The 18,254-nt window shown below is 59.7% G+C and carries 15 protein-coding genes; 2 read left to right on the top strand and 13 right to left on the bottom strand.

Translation table 11 applies throughout. The features are described 5' to 3' along the window. Positions 1-40: 40 nt before the first annotated feature. The 12 genes from acs to dksA form a co-directional block, all read right to left on the bottom strand. Positions 41-1,978, bottom strand: coding sequence for an acetate--CoA ligase (acs, locus tag GTU76_RS07960; protein ID WP_175553189.1), 1,938 nt, complete (start codon positions 1,976-1,978; stop codon positions 41-43). A gap of 230 nt (positions 1,979-2,208) precedes the next feature. Further along, on the bottom strand, positions 2,209-3,873 hold the full coding sequence (gene pgi, locus GTU76_RS07965; protein WP_102900508.1) for a glucose-6-phosphate isomerase: 1,665 nt from the start codon (positions 3,871-3,873) through the stop codon (positions 2,209-2,211). 229 nt (positions 3,874-4,102) lie between these two features. Next, the gene (gene panD, locus GTU76_RS07970; protein WP_003205654.1) at positions 4,103-4,483 is read right to left on the bottom strand and encodes an aspartate 1-decarboxylase; all 381 of its coding nucleotides are present in this window, start codon (positions 4,481-4,483) and stop codon (positions 4,103-4,105) included. A 205-nt stretch (positions 4,484-4,688) separates the two neighbouring features. Then, positions 4,689-5,549 carry a pantoate--beta-alanine ligase gene (gene panC / locus GTU76_RS07975; protein WP_180698383.1) on the bottom strand — a complete coding sequence of 287 codons (861 nt, stop codon included), beginning with the start codon at positions 5,547-5,549 and terminating at the stop codon, positions 4,689-4,691. Then, positions 5,546-6,346 carry a 3-methyl-2-oxobutanoate hydroxymethyltransferase gene (panB, locus tag GTU76_RS07980; protein ID WP_180698384.1) on the bottom strand — a complete coding sequence of 267 codons (801 nt, stop codon included), beginning with the start codon at positions 6,344-6,346 and terminating at the stop codon, positions 5,546-5,548. Before panB ends, panC begins: the two co-directional genes overlap by 4 nt. A 397-nt stretch (positions 6,347-6,743) precedes the next feature. Further along, positions 6,744-7,229: a 2-amino-4-hydroxy-6-hydroxymethyldihydropteridine diphosphokinase gene (gene folK, locus GTU76_RS07985; protein ID WP_180698385.1), complete on the bottom strand. Its 486-nt coding sequence runs from the start codon at positions 7,227-7,229 to the stop codon at positions 6,744-6,746. Between the two features lie 4 nt (positions 7,230-7,233). Next, positions 7,234-8,637 (bottom strand): polynucleotide adenylyltransferase PcnB, encoded by a 1,404-nt coding sequence (locus GTU76_RS07990; protein WP_016983493.1) that lies wholly within the window; start codon positions 8,635-8,637, stop codon positions 7,234-7,236. A gap of 734 nt (positions 8,638-9,371) precedes the next feature. Continuing rightward, a complete protein-coding gene (locus GTU76_RS07995) occupies positions 9,372-10,808 on the bottom strand; it encodes a sigma-54-dependent transcriptional regulator (RefSeq protein WP_180698386.1) in 1,437 nt (478 codons plus the stop codon). A gap of 22 nt (positions 10,809-10,830) precedes the next feature. Beyond that, positions 10,831-13,785 (bottom strand): sensor histidine kinase, encoded by a 2,955-nt coding sequence (locus tag GTU76_RS08000; protein WP_026000477.1) that lies wholly within the window; start codon positions 13,783-13,785, stop codon positions 10,831-10,833. After that, positions 13,769-13,945 (bottom strand): hypothetical protein, encoded by a 177-nt coding sequence (locus tag GTU76_RS08005; RefSeq protein WP_003176118.1) that lies wholly within the window; start codon positions 13,943-13,945, stop codon positions 13,769-13,771. Before GTU76_RS08005 ends, GTU76_RS08000 begins: the two co-directional genes overlap by 17 nt. A 77-nt stretch (positions 13,946-14,022) precedes the next feature. Further along, positions 14,023-14,919, bottom strand: a complete 897-nt coding sequence (gene gluQRS, locus GTU76_RS08010) for a tRNA glutamyl-Q(34) synthetase GluQRS (protein ID WP_180698387.1) — start codon at positions 14,917-14,919, stop codon at positions 14,023-14,025. 197 nt (positions 14,920-15,116) lie between these two features. Beyond that, positions 15,117-15,560, bottom strand: coding sequence for an RNA polymerase-binding protein DksA (gene dksA / locus GTU76_RS08015; protein ID WP_008080850.1), 444 nt, complete (start codon positions 15,558-15,560; stop codon positions 15,117-15,119). Positions 15,561-15,894: 334 nt separating this feature from the next. Between dksA and GTU76_RS08020 the strand changes: the two genes are divergently transcribed. After that, positions 15,895-17,067, top strand: a complete 1,173-nt coding sequence (locus GTU76_RS08020) for a pyridoxal phosphate-dependent aminotransferase (protein WP_016983490.1) — start codon at positions 15,895-15,897, stop codon at positions 17,065-17,067. Next, a complete protein-coding gene (gene sfsA, locus GTU76_RS08025; RefSeq protein WP_016983489.1) occupies positions 17,067-17,780 on the top strand; it encodes a DNA/RNA nuclease SfsA in 714 nt (237 codons plus the stop codon). Before GTU76_RS08020 ends, sfsA begins: the two co-directional genes overlap by 1 nt. Here sfsA and GTU76_RS08030 read toward each other — a convergent pair. Beyond that, positions 17,777-18,094: a Rieske (2Fe-2S) protein gene (locus tag GTU76_RS08030; RefSeq protein WP_016983488.1), complete on the bottom strand. Its 318-nt coding sequence runs from the start codon at positions 18,092-18,094 to the stop codon at positions 17,777-17,779. The two genes, sfsA and GTU76_RS08030, sit on opposite strands and share 4 nt — an antisense overlap. Between the last annotated feature and the right edge of the window lie 160 nt (positions 18,095-18,254).

The following is an 18,254-nucleotide window of genomic DNA, read 5'->3' on the forward strand; positions in this document are numbered from 1 at the left end:
GCGAAAGGGCGGGCGCGGCCGGTTGACCGCGCCCGGGGTGTTACTGATTGAGGCGCTTGTCGATCAGGCCTTGAACCACGCTCGGGTCGGCCAGGGTCGAAGTGTCACCGAGGCTGTCGAGTTCGTTGCAGGCGATCTTGCGCAGAATGCGCCGCATGATCTTGCCTGAGCGGGTTTTCGGCAAGGCCGGTGCCCACTGGATCAGGTCCGGTTTGGCGAAGCTGCCGATTTCCTTGCTGACGTGGGCGAGCAGTTCTTTCTTCAATTCATCATTCGGCTCGGTGCCGTTCATCGGGGTGACGAAGGCGTAGATGCCCTGACCTTTGACGTCATGCGGGTAACCGACCACGGCAGCCTCGGCGATGCTGTCGTGCAGCACCAGCGCGCTTTCCACTTCAGCGGTGCCGATGCGGTGACCGGAGACGTTGATCACGTCATCGATGCGCCCGGTGATCCAGTAATCGCCATCCTCATCGCGGCGAGCGCCGTCGCCGGTGAAGTAGTAGCCGGGGTAGGGTTTGAAATAGGTGTCGACCATCCGCTGCGGGTCGCCGTAGACGCTGCGGATCTGTGCCGGCCAGCTCGATTTGATCGCCAGCACGCCGCTGCCGGCGCCCTTGATCTCCTTGCCCTGTTCATCGAGCAGCACCGGTTGCACGCCGAACATCGGCTGGGTGGCGCAGCCCGGTTTGATCCGCTGGGCGCTGACCAGCGGGCTGAGCATGATGCCGCCGGTCTCGGTCTGCCACCAAGTGTCGACGATAGGGCAGCGCTGTTCACCTACGACGTTGAAATACCATTCCCACGCTTCCGGGTTGATCGGCTCACCGACGCTGCCGAGTAATCTGAGGCTGGCGCGCGAGGTTTCCTTCAGCGGTTCGGCACCTTCGCGCATCAACGCGCGCAGGGCGGTCGGTGCGGTATAGAAAATGTTGACCTTGTGTTTATCGATGACCTGCCAGAATCGTGAGCTGTTCGGGTAGCTCGGCACACCTTCGAACATCAACGTGGTCGCGCCGTTGGCCAGCGGGCCGTAGACGATGTAGCTGTGGCCGGTGACCCAACCGACGTCAGCGGTGCACCAGAACACTTCGCCGTCACGGTAGTCGAGCACGTATTTGAAGGTCATCGCCGCTTGCAGCAGGTAGCCGCCGGTGGTGTGCAGCACGCCTTTGGGTTTGCCGGTGCTGCCCGAGGTGTAGAGGATGAACAGCGGGTCCTCGGCGTCCATCGGTTCTGGCGGGCAATCGTCGCTGACCTCGCGTACCGCCTGGTGATACCAGAGGTCGCGGCCTTCGACCCAATCGACGTTGCCTTGGCTGCGCTCGACCACCACGACAGTGCTGACGTCCGGGCAACTCTGCAGGGCTTTGTCGACGTTCTGTTTCAGTGGCACGAACTTGCCGCCGCGCACGCCTTCATCCGCCGTGATCACCGTGCGGCAATCGGCATCGAGAATGCGGTCACGCAGGGAATCCGGGGAGAAACCTCCAAACACCACCGAATGGATCGCGCCGATTCGTGCACAAGCGAGCATGGCGTAAGCGGCTTCGGGGATCATTGGCATGTAGATGCACACCCGGTCGCCTTTCTTCACGCCACGGCTTTTCAGCACGTTGGCCAGGCGGCAGACATGGTGGTGGAGCTTTTTGTAGGTGATTTGTGCCGATTCGGCCGGGTCGTCGCCTTCCCAGAGCAGGGCGGTCTGCTCGCCGCGCTTTTCCAGGTGGCGGTCGATGCAGTTGTAGCTGACGTTCAGTCTGCCCCCGGCAAACCAGGCAGCTTCACCGGTTTTCAGGTCGTAGCGCTGAACGGTCTGCCACGGCGTGCTCCAGTCGAGGAAACGCGTGGCCTGTTCGGCCCAGAAGGTTGTGGGGTGTTCAATGGATTCGCGGTACAGGCGCCGATAGTCATCCTGACTCAACTGAGCAGCCCGGCGGACGGCATCGGCTTTGGGGAACGTGCTGATATCGAACATGACGGTTCCTTATTCTTGTTGTGCGACAAGAGGGGAGCTGTACGACCCTCGTAGGAGCTGCCGAAGGCTGCGATCTTTTGATCTTGTTTTTTAAGGTCAAGATCAAAAGATCGCAGCCTTCGGCAGCTCCTACAGGGATCGTGTACGCCACCGATTCTGCGATTAGCCCGGTGCCGTGGAACTGTCGATGTTGCAAGCTGTAGGGGCAGGCAAACCGCCCCTTCAGCCTATCACCCGCGGTGACGACCGCGGAAGTAGTTGATCAGGCCCTGAGTGGAAGGATCGTCAGCGGTGGTTTCATCGCTGCCGACCAGGCGGTTGTAGACGCCTTTGCCCAGTTCCTTGCCCAGTTCCACGCCCCATTGGTCGAAGGCGTTGATGCCCCAGACCACGCTTTGTACGAACACTTTATGTTCATACATTGCCACCAGCGCGCCGAGACGACGCGGGCTGATGCGTTCAACCACAATGGTGTTGCTCGGACGGTTGCCCGGGATCACCTTGTGCGGCGCGAGTTTGTGCACTTCTTCTTCGCTCATGCCCTTGTCGCGCAGTTCCTGCTCGGCTTCCGGCAAGGTCTTGCCGAGCATCAGCGCCTGGCTCTGCGACAGGCAGTTGGCGTACAGCCACTGATGGTGGTCGGAAACCGGGTTGAAGCTGACGATCGGCACGATGAAATCGGCCGGGATCAACTGCGAACCTTGATGCAGCAACTGGTGGTAAGCGTGCTGACCGTTGCAGCCGACGCCGCCCCAGATCACCGGACCGGTATCGGTCGACACCGGCGTGCCGTCCTGACGCACGCTCTTGCCGTTGGATTCCATGTCCAGCTGTTGCAAGTGCTTGGTGATGTTGCGCAGGTAATGGTCGTACGGCAGGATCGCGTGGCTTTGCGCACCCCAGAAGTTGCCGTACCACACGCCGAGCAGGGCCAGCAGCACCGGCATGTTCTGTTCGAACGGCGCGGTCTGGAAATGCTGGTCCATGGTGTAAGCCCCGGACAGCAATTCCTTGAAGTTGGACATGCCGATGGCCAAGGCAATCGGCAAACCGATCGCCGACCACAGCGAGTAACGCCCGCCGACCCAGTCCCACATCGGGAAGATGTTTTCTTCGCGGATACCAAACGCCACGGCCGCGGCGTTGTTGCTCGACACGGCGATGAAGTGACGATACAGCTCGGCTTCGGAACCGCCCTGCGCCAGGTACCAGGCACGTGCGGCTTGAGCGTTCTTCAAGGTTTCGAGGGTGTTGAACGACTTCGACGAAACGATGAACAGCGTGGTCTCGGCACGCAGTTTCTGCGTCAGCTCGTGGAATTCGCTGCCATCGATGTTCGCCAGATAATGGCAACGCACGCCTTTCTGCGCGTAGGACAGCAGTGCTTCGGAGACCAGTTCAGGACCGAGGAACGAGCCACCGATACCGATGTTCACCACGTCGGTGATCGGCTTCTCGGTGTAGCCACGCCACAGACCGTCGTGAATGCGGCCGACCAGATCGGTGATCTGGTTCAGCACCTTGTGCACTTCCGGCATCACATTGACACCGTTGACCGACAGCTTGTCGCCTACCGGGCGGCGCAGGGCGGTGTGCAGCGCCGGGCGGCCTTCGGACGTGTTGACGATTTCGCCTTCAAACAGCGCTTTGATGGCGCCTTTGAGGTCGACTTCATTGGCCAGACCGACCAGCAGGTTACGGGTCTGGGCGTTGATCAAATTCTTCGAATAATCGAGAAACAGGCCGCAGCTGCTGAGGGTGAATTGATTAAAGCGCTGCGGATCGGCGTTGAAGGCTTCGCGCATGCTGAAATCCTGCATGGCTTGGCGGTGATCTTTCAACGCTTGCCAGGCGGGCAGAGCGGTAACGTCTTGAGGAGTGAGGTAATACGCCATCGCTGCGGTTTTCCTTTTTACTTGAACGGCCTTTTGAACACTGAACAGACCCGGCACGCCATGTTTGGGCATGGGATCAACTGCGTCGACATGATTTCCGGACACAGGGCGAATACAGTAAACCTCGCGCTGCGTTCTGTCTTGACTTTGTCTGACCAGATCCCTGTACTTTTTTAACATCGAGACCGGGAACTGGCCGACAAACGGAGGGGGCGAGGCGAAATCGGGATCAGGCGAGCTGAACCGGGATGGCGTTGCTGGTGTGGCTCAGCTCGTTGCCGGGCGCCATGTAGAGCATGCGCGGCTTGAAATTGACCAGCTCCGCTTCGCTGTAATGGGCGTAGGCACAAATGATCACGCGGTCGCCGACCTTGGCCTTGTGCGCAGCGGCGCCGTTGACGGAGATCATCCGCGAGCCTTCTTCGCCACGAATCGCGTAGGTGGTGAAACGCTCGCCGTTGTCGACGTTATAAATCTGGATCTGCTCGTATTCACGGATGCCGGACAAGTCCAGCCACTCGCCATCGATGGCGCACGAACCTTCGTAATCGAGCACTGCATGAGTGACTTCGGCGCGGTGCAGTTTGGCCTTGAGCATGATCGCGTGCATGAGGGTTTTCCCGGGTTGGAATCGAACGGCGGGCAGTGTGCCCGAAGGCTTTTAAGGCGGCAATACAGCTGAAACCAGATCTTTAAAACACAAAAAAACCTGTGGGAGCGAGCTTGCTCGCGAAGGCGTCATGTCAGTCGATATTTACGTCAGCTGACAGAGTGCATTCGTGAGCAAGCTCACTCCCACAGGTTATCGGTGAGGCTTAAACCGGGGTATCGAGATTCAGGTGCAGGTTATCGATCAACCGCGTAGTGCCGAGGAACGCCGCCACCAGAATCACCAGATCACGGTCTTCAGCCGTTGCCGGACGCAAAGTCAGGGCGTGGCGGATTTCCAGGTAATCCGGACGCAGGCCCGCCGCTTCCAGCTGCTGTACCTGAGCACTGATCATTGCCGGGAAGTCGCGTTCACCTTGCTTGATCGACTCGGCAATGTTGCTTAGCGAGCGATAGACCACCGGCGCCACCGCACGTTGTTCATCGCTGAGGAAACCATTGCGCGAGGACAGCGCCAGGCCATCGGCGGCGCGCACGGTCGGTTCGCCGATGATCTGGATCGGCATGTTCAGGTCATGCACCAGCGCACGGATCACAGCTAGTTGCTGGTAATCCTTCTGGCCGAAAATCGCCAGATCCGGCTGGACCATGTTGAACAGCTTGCTGACGACGGTTGCGACACCCTCGAAATGCCCCGGACGGCTGGCGCCGCACAGGCCTTCGGACAATTGCGGCACGCTGACCCGAGTCTGCCCGGCCATGCCGTCGGGGTACATTTCCTCGACAGTCGGCGCGAAGAGCAGGGAACAACCGGCTTCGAGCAGTTTTTCCTGGTCCGCCGCCAAGGTGCGCGGGTACTTGTCGAGGTCTTCGCCGGCGCCGAACTGCAGCGGGTTGACGAAAATGCTCGCGACCACGAAGTCCACCCGTTGGGTGGCTTTGGTGATCAGTGCAACGTGACCGCTGTGCAGGTTGCCCATGGTCGGCACGAAGCCGATGCGCTTGCCTTCGCTGCGAGCGCGGGCTACAGCGGCGCGCAGTTCGCGTACGGTTTTAACGGTGTTCATGCAGAGAATCCGTGTTCGATGCCAGGGAACGTGGTGGCTTTGACTTCGCTGACGTAAGCCTTCAGCGCAGACTGGATGCTGTCCTGACCGTGCATGAAGTTCTTCACGAACTTGGGCACCCGGCCAGTGATCGACAGGCCGAGCATGTCATGCAGCACCAAGACCTGACCGTCGGTGGCGTTACCGGCACCGATGCCGATGACCGGAATTTTCACCGCCTGGCTGATTTCGGCAGCCAGTTCGCTCGGTACGCATTCCAGCAGCAGCATCGCCGCGCCGGCCTGCTCCAGCGAAATCGCATCAGCACGCATCTGCCGCGCCTGGTTTTCGTTGCGACCCTGCACTTTATAGCCGCCGAGGATGTTCACCGCTTGTGGGGTCAGACCCATGTGCGCGCACACCGGTACACCGCGCTCGGCAAGCAGACGGATCGACTCGGCCAGCCACAGCTGACCTTCAACCTTGACCATGTGCGCGCCGGCCTGCATCAGCATGGCGCTGTTGGTCATGGTTTGTTCAAGGGTGGCGTTGGCCATGAAGGGCAGATCGGCGAGGATCAGGGCATCGGTGTTGCCGCGCTTGACGCAAGCGGTGTGGTAGGCCATTTCTGCGGTGGTCACCGGCAAAGTACTGTCGTGACCTTGCAGGACCATGCCGAGGGAGTCGCCCACCAGCAGCACTTCGACACCGGCCTCGTTGCAGGCGTGGGCGAAGGTCGCGTCATAGCAGGTCAGCATGGTGATCTTTTCACCTTTCTGCTTGAGGCTCTGGAGCGTGGTCAGGGTAATGGCTGGCATGTAAAAAATCCTCGTTCAGGCGCTCTGGAAACTACTGCGAGTAACGCGCGTGATTCGTCATCTACTCAGGCGCACGCTCTTTTGTCGTGCTTATAAGGCCTGGATTGCGCCCGTATGTGCCGGGTTGGCGGCAGCGGGACGCCTATAGTCGTGATGAGCCAACAGGAAGTCAATTGCGTGTGTTACCGCATTGTTACGAGGGGAGTGTTACCGGCGTTACTGATGCGATTCAGCGCTGCGGCGGGCCTGATTCGCGGGGTTTTTGTCCGACAAAATCCAGCGTATGCAATAGACCAATGTGGGAGCGAGCTTGCTCGCGAAAGCGGTGGATCAGCCAACAAAGTGTTGAATGACACACCGATTTCGCGAGCAAGCTCGCTCCCACAGGGGATTGCAATCAGTCTGTCGGGATGCGTTCCAGGCCGACGAACGGACAGGCTGCCAGCAGATCAGACAGGCTGCGGCCATCGGCCAGACGCAGATCTTGTGGCGCCAGTTCGGCGAGGGGATAGAGCACGAACGCACGTTCCTGAATCTGATAATGCGGGACTTTCAGGCGTGGCTCGTCGATCAGTCGATCACCGAACAGCAAGATGTCGAGGTCCAACGTGCGCGGCCCCCAACGTTCCAGACGTTCGCGGCCCTGATCGTTCTCGATGGCTTGCAACGCATCGAGCAATTCAATCGGTGCAAGTGAGCTGTCGAGCGCGGCGACCGCGTTGGTGTAACGCGGTTGGCCCGGCAACAGAGAGTCGCTTTGATAGAAGGCGGAAACGCCAGCGAGGGTAGTTTGCGGCAATTGCCCCAGCGCCTCGACGGCGCTGCGCAACTGTTCGGCCGGGTCAGCGAGGTTGCTGCCCATGCCGATGTAGATGCGTTCCATGCCTTTACTCGCCTGTCGAAGCGCTCGGTGCGCCGGCGCGTTTGCGCTTGGAACCACTGCTGCGGCGACGTTTGCGCGGAGCACCGCTGGCGTCATCACCTTTACCGCTGAGGTCGCGGATCATGTCGCGACGTTCACTGTCGTTGGCGTCCTGATAGTCAGTCCACCATTCGCCCAGGCCATCCGTTTCCTCGCCAGCGCTTTCACGCAGTAACAGGAAGTCGTAACCGGCACGGAAACGCGGGTTGTCCAGCAACAGGTCGGCACGTTTACCGCTGCGGCGTGGCAGACGCTCCTGCATGTCCCAGATCTCACGGATCGGCATGGTGAAGCGTTTTGGAATCGCGATGCGCTGGCACTGTTCGGCGATCAGTTCGTGGGCGCCTTCCTGCATCGCCGGGATCGGCGGCATGCCACGTTCTTGCAGACGCAACACGCGAGCCGGCAGGGCTGGCCACAACAGCGCGGCAAACAGGAACGCCGGAGTGACCGGTTTGTTCTGCTTGATGCGCAAGTCGGTGTTGGTCAGCGCTTCGCTGATCAGCGTGTGGGTGTATTCCGGGTTGTGTTCCAGCGCATCGGCACTGGCCGGGAACAGCGGAGCGAACAGTTGCAGATCGACCAGCATTTCGAAGGTGATTGCGCCGTGTCCCGAAAGGAACAGCTTGAGCACTTCTTCGAACAGGCGTGCCGACGGGATCTCGCGCAGCATCGGCGCCAGCTCGCGAATCGGCTGCACGGTGTGCTTCTCGATGCCGAAGTTGAGCTTGGCAGCAAAACGCACGGCGCGCAGCATGCGCACCGGATCTTCCTGATAACGCTGCTTCGGGTCGCCGATCAGGCGAATCAGGTGATTGCGGATGTCGTGTACGCCGTTGGCGTAGTCGAGGATGCGCTCGCTGACCGGATCGTAATACAGGGCGTTGATGGTGAAGTCGCGGCGTTGCGCGTCCTCTTCCAGGGTGCCGTAAACGTTATCGCGCAGAATACGCCCGCTCTCGTTACGCGAAGACTGGTTGCTGTCTTCGTCGTCTTCGTTGATCGGGTGATTGGCGCGGAAGGTCGCGACTTCAATGATTTCGCGACCGAAATGGATGTGCACCAGTTTGAAGCGACGGCCGATGATCCGCGCATTGCGGAATTCGGCACGGACTTGCTCGGGCGTGGCGCTGGTGGCGACGTCGAAATCCTTGGGCGTGATGCCCAGCAGCATGTCACGCACGCAACCGCCGACCAGATAAGCCTGGTAACCGGCACCTTGCAGGCGTTCGACGATATTCACCGCATAGCGGCTGAACTGCGTTTTCTGCAGCGAATGTTGGCCGCTGTTGAGCACTTCAGGGGTGCTGCGGATGTGTTGCGTACGACGCACGGGAGTTCGGAATGACTGGAACAACTTCTTCAGCATGGGATGCACTGTTTGAAGGAATGTTCGGCCATACCAAAGAATGACCGCATGATGGGCGCAGATTCTAGCATTTAGTCGGGGGATGGTGTAGGACACGGCAGATTTGAGCTGTAAGCCGCAAGCTGCAAGGGTCGAGCAAGGGAAATTCGAAGGATTTTGCCGGGAGGGAGAAACTACAAGGGGAGCCGAAGCTCCCCAAGAAGTAGTTGCGTGCTCTTTTTATTATTGATTCGGGCTTCTTGTTTTTGTTGAGTGCCCTCGCCACGAAGTGTTTCCTTCGTGGCCCTCCCAATCGGGAGCCAAGAGCAAACGGATTGCTTTGGTCGCTGAATTGCAGTGATCTCTCGATCCAACCAGTACAGGCTCTGTCTTAGGACAGTTTTTGTTGTTCTCGGCCTGGTCGTGGGGCAAGCCCCAAATACAACGCCTCTCCAAAAGAATCAGTTAGCTGCGCCTCTCGCCGTCTTGTTTTTATTGTGCGTGAGTCGATTCGTCTTATTTTTATTGTCTTGTGCATTGCTTGTTGTTGTTCTTGTACCAAACATATAGCAGGGGCCGTGCCAACTTTTGCGAAGCCCAATAAAACAAGGGGTTAGGTCGATATAACCGTTTTGTCAGGGCGAAAAAAAGCCGGGGTTTCGTTACCGATAACCCCGGCTTCTGTTACGTGAATCGACTGAGGTAACAGTTTTTTCACATCTTCAAGCGTTACCCGCACACTCGACAGGTAACGTTCAGCTCTCGCTGGCGACCCCGGTCTTGCGCCGTGGAATGCCCAGACGCTGACGGCGTTCCCACAGGCATTTACGGCTGACGCCCAGTTTGCGCGCCAGTTCAGTCTCGGTCATGTGGTCCTGATGCTCGAGGACGAAGTGCTGGAAGTAGTCTTCCAGTGACAGGTCTTCGGTCGGCTCATGGCTGCTGTTGCTGGCGTTACCGGCCGTTTGTGGCGGCAGACCGATGAACTCGTCGTCTTCCAGATCGCTCAGCTCGATGTCGATGCCCAGCAGGTCGGCCGAGATTTCCGGGCTTTCGCTCAGAATCACCGCACGCTCGACTGCGTTCTCCAGCTCTCGCACGTTACCCGGCCAGGAATAGTGACGAATCGCCTGTTCGGCATCCGCAGCAAATTTCAGGTCGGTACGGTTGATGCGCTCGCTCTGGCGAGCGAGGAAAGCCGTGGCGATCTCATTGACGTCGGCACCGCGCTCGCGCAAGGCAGGCAGTTTCAGCGCGATCACGTGCAGACGGTAATAAAGGTCTTCACGGAACTGGCCGATTTTCGCCAGGCTCTTCAAGTCGCGGTGAGTCGCTGCAATCAGGCGCACATCGACTTTCTGCGACTGCACCGAGCCGACCCGGCGAATTTCGCCTTCCTGCAGCACGCGCAGCAGGCGGGCCTGGGCTTCCAGTGGCAGTTCACCGATTTCGTCGAGGAACAGCGTGCCGCCGTCCGCCGCTTCCACCAGGCCGGCGCGACCGGCACTGGCGCCGGTGAACGCGCCTTTCTCGTGGCCGAACAGTTCGGACTCGATCAGGCTTTCTGGAATGGCCGCGCAGTTCACCGAAATCATCGGTGCCTTGGCACGTTTCGACAGGTTGTGCAGGGCGCGGGCCACCAGTTCTTTACCAGTGCCGGACTCGCCCTGGATCAGGACATTGGAATCGGTCGGCGCGACCTTGCGGATCTTGCTGTACAGATCCTGCATCGGCGGGCAGGAGCCGATGATGCCGATCTCGCCATTACTGTTGTCGACGGCGGATTTGCCGCTGCCATTGGCCGGTTTGCTGGCAACCGCTTCGCCGGCAGCCGGTGCCGATTGGCGATCACGCAGGATCCGCGCGACAGCCTGAAGCATTTCATCGTGGTCGAAAGGCTTGGCGATGTAGTCCACCGCGCCCATCTTCATCGAGTCGACCGCCGAACGCAGGCTGGCGTAACTGGTCATGATCAGCACCGGTGTGCCTTGGCCGAGCTTGATCAGCTCAGTGCCCGGCGCGCCCGGTAAACGCAGATCGCTGACGATCAGGTCGAACGTAGGAATGGTGAAGCGTTCTTGTGCTTCCTGCACTGAACCGGCTTCGCTGACCTGGTACTGATTACGTTCCAGCAGGCGGCGCAAGGCGGAGCGGATAATTGTTTCGTCTTCGACGATCAAAATGTGCGGCATTGATTCGATACTCTCGACGGTCTCAGTTCACAGCGGACGTCGCTTCGACATGACGCGGTAAGGTCACCCGGATACGGGTGCCGCGTTGGCTTTGTACATCAGCCGGGCTGTCGATGGTGATTTGTCCATAATGCTCTTCAACGATGGAATAGACCAGTGCAAGGCCCAGACCGGTGCCTTCGCCAGGATCCTTGGTGGTGAAGAAGGGTTCGAACAATCGGTCCATGATGTTCTTCGGAATACCGCTGCCTTCGTCTTCGACGATCAGATCGACCGTGTGTTCGCCGGCTTCGCTCTTGACCCGTACCGCACTGTGCGGCGGCGAGGCGTCGCGGGCGTTGGAGAGCAGATTGATCAGCACCTGAGCGAGCCGCTGCGGGTCGCCTTCGACCCAGTGATCGGGGTCGCAGAGGTTGTAGAACTGCACTTCGAAATTGCGTCGGTTCAGCGCCAGCAGGCCAATTGCATCTTGAGCGACCTCTGCCAGACAAACGGGTTCATCGCTGTGCTGATGACTGCCGGCGTGGGCGAAACTCATCAGCGACTGAACGATGCGCGAGACGCGTTTGGTCTGTTCGAGGATCTGTCCGCTGATTTCCGTCAGCTCGCCGTCGTCTTCACGCTCTTCGCGCAGATTTTGCGCCAGGCAGGCGATGCCGGTGATCGGGTTGCCGATTTCGTGGGCTACACCGGCGGCGAGACGACCGATGCTGGCCAGCCGCTCGGAGTGCACCAGTTTGTCTTCGAGCATCTGCGTTTCGGTCAGATCTTCGACCAGCAGCACCAGGCCACTGTTACCCGGCGCCAACGGCTCATCAATCGCCGCTTTGTGCAGGTTCAGCCAGCGCGTCTGACCGTCGAGGGCCAGATGCTGTTTGTGCAAATGCTCGTCGGGCAGATCGATGAAGCCTTGCAGCAGGCCTTTCCACGGCTCGCCAATGGTGCTCAAACGCGAACCGACCACGCGTTGCGCGGCAATCCCGGTGAGTTCTTCCATGGCCTTGTTCCACATCAGGATCTCTTGATCCTTGGCCAGCGAGCAGACGCCCATCGGCAGTTCCTGCAAGGTCTGACGGTGGTAACGACGCAGGGCATCGAGTTCGGCGGCCAGACCTGTGAGGCGCGAGTGGTAATCCTCGAGGCGGCTTTCGATGAAGTGGATGTCTTCGGTGACATAGTTTTCGCCGCCGGCCTTGTACGGCAGGAAGGTTTCGACCATGTCCTGCGCCACGCTCGGACCCATCAGACCGGAGAGGTTGGCTTCGATACGGTCGCGCAAACGGCGCAGGGCATACGGACGGCGTTCGTCGAATGGCAGATAGAGGTCACGTAGCGCTTGCTCGACTTCTTTCTGCGCTGCCTTGGCGCCCAGCGGTTTGGCCAGTTGTGTGGCGAACTCCTGTGGCGAAGCGGCGTGCAGTTCGCGGCGTTGCGGACGACGGACGTTATCCACCGCGCAGGCTTCGGCGGCGCTGGCTTCTTCGGGGCTGGCGTTGGTGAACAGCGAGATCAGCGTGAACATCAACACGTTGGCGGCGAGCGAGGCAATGGCCGCCATGTGCCAACTGGTGTCGTCGAGCACATAAATCATGTTCAGCAACGGGATGTAGAAACCCTGCAGATTGCCGACCAACGGCAGCAGCATGGTCACCACCCAGACCAGGATTCCGGCCAGCAAGCCGGCAATGAAGCCACGACGGTTAGCGGTCGGCCAGTACAGCACCGAGAGCACACCCGGCAGGAATTGCAGCGTCGCGACAAAGGCAACAATGCCGAGGTTGGCCAGATCCTGTCCGGCACCGAGCATCAGATAGAAGCAAAACCCGGCCATGATGATCGCGACGATCAGCGCCCGGCGGGTCCATTTCAACCAGCGATAGATGTTGCCTTCAGCCGGTGGTTGATAAAGCGGCAGCACCAAGTGGTTCAGCGCCATGCCCGAAAGGGCCAGCGTGGTGACGATGATCAGGCCGCTGGCCGCCGACAGTCCTCCGACGTAGGCAAGCAATGCCAGCGGTTTGCTGTTGGCTGCAATGCCGATGCCCAGGGTGAAGTATTCCGGGTCGGTGGTGGCGCCGAGCTTGAGGCCGGCCCACAGGATCAACGGAACCGCCAGGCTCATCAACAGCAGAAACAGTGGCAGGCCCCAGCTCGCGCTCACCAATGAACGGGGGTTGAGGTTTTCGGTAAAGGTCATGTGATACATGTGCGGCATCACGATCGCCGAGGCGAAAAACACCAGCAACAGCGTGCGCCACGGGCCTTCCTGCAACGGCGTGTGCAAAGCGGCGAGGGCGGTCTGGTTTTGCAGCAGCCACAGCTCAAGCTGTTGCGGGCCGTCGAACACGCCGTACAGCGCGTACAGGCCGACGCCGCCGAGGGCGACCAGTTTGATCACCGATTCAAAGGCAATCGCGAACACCAGCCCTTCATGTTTTTCGCGGGTGGCGATATGGCGGGAACCAAAGAAGATCGTGAACAGAATGATCAGTGCGCAGAACGCCAGTGCCACGCGGCTCTGAATCGGTTCGCCGGTGAGGATGCCGATGGAATCGGCCACTGCCTGAATCTGCAACGCCAGCAGCGGCAGCACACCGATCAGCATGAAGATCGTGGTCAGTGCGCCGGCCCAGGTGCTGCGAAAGCGGAACGCAAACAAGTCTGCCAGGGATGACAGTTGGTAGGTGCGGGTGATTTTCAGAATCGGATACAGCAACACCGGCGCCAGCAGAAACGCGCCAGACACGCCGAGATAACTGGAAAGAAAGCCGTAGCCATACTGATAGGCCAGACCCACCGTGCCGTAAAACGCCCAGGCACTGGCGTAAACACCCAGCGACAGTGTGTAGGTCAGCGGGTGGCGAATGATCGCCCGCGGGATCATGCCCCGTTCGCTGATCCAGGCAACGCCGAACAGCACCGCCAGGTACGCGGCGCTGACCAGGATCATCTGGGTCAGGCTAAAGCTCATCGGCATCTTTTTGGCTCTGCAGGATGAAGGTTACGACAATCAGGATCAGCCAGAGCAGATAGGGGCGATACCAGGCGCCCGTAGCGTCGATCCACCAATCCATGATGGCGGGGGAAAACAGGTAGATCCCCACGACTAAAAGCAGGACCAAGCGATAGATGTACATCCCGGCCTCTCTTTTTTATGCGCGTGCCCGAAAACGTGCGGCGATGGTAACGGATGGGCGCGCGACTGCAAGTGTCGTCACAGCAGTTGCGCCTCGGGCAGGGTCAGTGTGCGCGGGATCCTGGTGGCATCCCAGTGCGCGGAGCCCCACTTGAGCAACTCTTGCGGCGAGGCGTAGGCCAGTTCGGCGCCAGGCTTTTGCCCCAGCGCGCGCAGGGCTCGCAGCAGCAACGGCGTGGCCTGATCGGCCTCCAGCGGTGGCGAACGGTAGGACTTGCCGAGCTTGTTGCCGTCCGGTTGGGTAATCAGCGGCAGGTGCAGGTAGCGCGGTTGACGCAAGCCCAGCAATTCTTGCAGATACAGTTGACGCGGCGTCGAGTCGAGCAGGTCGGCACCACGGACGATGTCGGTGATGCCTTGCCAGGCATCGTCGAGCACCACGGCCAGTTGATAGGCGTAGAGACCGTCGCGGCGGCGGATCACGAAATCACCGACGTCGCGGCCCAGATGCTGACGGTATTCGCCCTGTATGCGGTCGATGAAGTGGTATTCCAGTTCGGGCACGCGTAGACGGATCGCCGCGTCCTGCTGATCGTGGCCGACATTGCGGCACAGGCCCGGATAAATCCCGTCGTACGGTTCGAGCTGTTTGCGCGAGCAGGTGCAGGCATAGGCCAGACCGTGATTGAACAGGCTGTTGAGCACTTCGGCGTAAGCATCGTGCCGTTCGCTCTGGCGCACCATGTCGCCGTCCCATTCAAAGCCGTAACTTTCCAGCGCCTTGAGGATCGCCACCTGAGCACCGGGTTCTTCGCGGGGCGGATCGAGGTCTTCCATGCGCACCAGCCAGCGGCCGCCGACCGAACGGGCGTCGAGGTAGGAGGCGAGGGCGGCGAACAGCGAACCGAAGTGCAAGTGGCCACTGGGGGTTGGGGCGAAGCGGCCGATGTAGGCGGGGGATGTTTTGGCAGTCATGAATGCGATAGTACTTTTTCAGCGCGTGTACACAACACCTGTGGGAGCGAGCTTGCTCGCGAAAGCGGTGTGTCATTCAGCATTAAATTGTCTGATCCGGCGCCTTCGCGAGCAAGCTCGCTCCCACAAAGGCAAAAGGCAAAAGGCAGAAACAAAAACGGAGCGTTCGCACGCTCCGTTTTTCGTTCAGGTCGAGATTACTTGCCGACCTGCTTTTCCTTGATTTCCGCCAGTGTCTTGCAGTCGACGCACATGTCGGCTGTAGGGCGTGCTTCGAGGCGTTTTACGCCAATTTCGACGCCGCACGAATCACACCAACCGTACTCTTCGTCTTCGATCAGTTGCAGTGTCTTGTCGATTTTCTTGATCAGCTTACGTTCGCGGTCGCGGGCGCGCAGCTCGAGGGCGAATTCTTCTTCCTGGCTGGCACGGTCGGCCGGGTCCGGGAAATTGGCAGCTTCGTCCTTCATGTGGTCAACGGTGCGGTCGACTTCCTGCATCAACTCCTGTTTCCACTTGTTCAGAACCTTGGTGAAGTGCGCGCGCATTGGGGCGCCCATGTACTCCTCACCTTTTGCCGGAACATAAGGTTCGAAACCGCTGATCGTCTGATTCTGCTGTTGCTTTGCTTGGGTGGGCATGAAATGGACCGCCTCTACTCTTGTAATCCATTGCGCAGGATTGCTCCATCACCGACACCTGCCGGCCCTGCGGCTGCAAGCGGGCGAACTTACCAGATCAAATCGGCCTGCGCTACTCCCGGATGTCGAGGCCCCGGCGGGTGGCGCTTGCAAATGTTTGGCAAGCTGTGTCTGGTGGTGTTGAAGACCTGTTCAATCACTGATTTTAGTCAATCCTGGAGCGTACGCTCATATCGTTACAGTCCAGCGTTCTTGAGGCTGTGACCGCTACGGGTTCTCGCTCGTTCCGGCAGATGGGTAGAATCGTCTCTTTTTCCCTGCCGAAGGAAAACCAATGGCTCAGCCCTACAGTGCGCGCAGTCGTGCGATCGAACCGTTCCATGTCATGGCGCTGCTGGCGCGGGCCAATGAATTGCAGGCTGAAGGTCACGACGTGATCCATCTGGAAATCGGCGAGCCGGACTTCACCACTGCCGAGCCGATCATCCGCGCGGGGCAGGCAGCGCTGACGGCGGGCAAGACCCGTTATACCGCCGCACGGGGCATTCCCGAGCTGCGCGAGGCGATTGCCGGGTTTTATCAATCGCGTTATGGCTTGAACATCGATCCACGGCGGATTCTGATCACCCCGGGCGGTTCCGGTGCGCTGTTGCTGGCCAGCGCTTTGCTGGTCGATCCGGGTAAACACTGGTTGCTGGCGGATCCCGGTTATCCGTGTAACCGGCACTTCCTGCGTTTGGTCGAAGGCGCAGCGCAGCTGGTGCCAGTTGGCCCGGACGTGCGCTATCAACTGACCCCGGATCTGGTCGAGCGTCATTGGGATCACGACAGTGTTGGCGCTTTGGTTGCGTCTCCAGCCAATCCGACCGGCACCATCCTGACCCGCGACGAACTGGCCGGGTTATCCACAGCCATCAAGGCCAGGCACGGGCATCTGGTGGTGGACGAGATCTACCACGGCCTGACTTATGGCACCGATGCCGCCAGCGTGCTGGAAGTCGATGACAGTGCTTTTGTGTTGAACAGTTTCTCCAAGTATTTCGGTATGACCGGGTGGCGGCTTGGCTGGCTGGTGGCGCCGGATGCGGCCGTCAGCGAGTTGGAGAAACTGGCGCAGAACCTCTACATCAGCGCACCAAGCATGGCCCAATACGCGGCATTGGCCTGCTTCGAACCGGACACTATCGCGATTCTGGAAGAGCGCCGTGCGGAATTCGGCCGTCGTCGCGACTTCCTCCTGCCGGCCCTGCGCGAGTTGGGTTTCAACATCGCCGTCGAGCCTGAAGGCGCATTCTATCTTTACGCCGATATCAGCCAGTTCGGCGGCGATGCCTTCGCGTTCTGCCGACATTTCCTTGAAACCGAGCACGTAGCCTTCACGCCGGGGCTGGATTTTGGTCGCTATCAGGCCAGCCATCATGTGCGTTTTGCCTACACGCAAAACCTCCCTCGCTTACAGCAAGCGGTGGAGCGAATCGCGCGTGGCTTGAAGAGCTGGCAAGGCTGATGCGCTTTTATCCAGAACTTGAGGAAGCGCGCCTGATCCGTCGTTACAAGCGATTTCTCGCCGATATCGAAACCGTTGGCGGCGAGTTGCTGACCATTCACTGCCCGAACACGGGTTCGATGCTCAATTGTCAGGTTGAGGGTGGACAGGTCTGGTTCAGTCGCTCGAATGATCCGAAACGAAAATTGCCTGGCACCTGGGAAATCGGCGAGACGCCGCAGGGTCGCTTGTTCTGCGTGAACACTGCGCGGGCCAACGGTTTGGTTGAAGAGGCATTGCAGGCTGGCGTTATCACCGAGTTGAACGGCTTTAGCGCGTTGAAACGTGAAGTCGCCTATGGGCAGGAAAAGAGCCGTATCGATTTCCGCCTCGAATACCCCAGTGGCCCGGCGTATGTAGAGGTGAAAAGCGTCACCCTCGGTTTTGACGGCAGCGCAGTGGCGGCGTTTCCCGATGCCGTGACCCAGCGCGGTGCCAAGCATTTGCGTGAGCTGGCACATTTGGCGCGGGACGGAATTCGGGCGGTGCAGTTGTATTGCGTCAATCTGACCGGGATTGAAGCCGTGCGGCCGGCGAAGGAAATCGATTCGGCTTACGCCGACGCGCTTCTCGAAGCAGTGGCCTGCGGCGTTGAGGTGCTGGCGTATGGCGTGCGACTGGACCATGAAGAAATGGTCATCGACCGGCGTCTCGACGTATTGCTCAACGGTTAAACATCGATCCACAGACCTTGGGCGTCTTCGCGGCAAGGGATGGCGGTGAGTGATTGGCCAGCGCAGGGGCCGGCGACGCATTCACCGTCCTCGATCAGAAACAGTGCGCCGTGGGTGGCGCACTGGATCAGGCTGTTGCTCGGGTCGAGAAACCGGTCGGGTTGCCATTCCAGCCCCACGCCCCGGTGCGGGCAGCGATTGAGGTAGACGTAGGCCTGGCCGCTGCGGCGCACGGCGAACAGCTTGTTGCCGTCGATCTCGAACCCACGGCTATTCGCTTCGCCCAGATCGGCGCCAGCGCAGAGAAACTTCATGGCTATCCTCTAGTGTCTGCTCGTGTCCGGATATGTCCGAGCTTGACGTTTAAATGCAAACAATTATCAAATGGCGGCCTTCGCCCGCAGGCGTCTGGCAGATGTCGAGGATACTTGGCCTGTCATCCAGATGCCCGGGAAAAACCTTATTCAAGGAAGC

Origin of the sequence: Pseudomonas crudilactis (assembly GCF_013433315.1) — a bacterium.
Taxonomy (GTDB): Bacteria; Pseudomonadota; Gammaproteobacteria; order Pseudomonadales; family Pseudomonadaceae; genus Aquipseudomonas; species Aquipseudomonas crudilactis.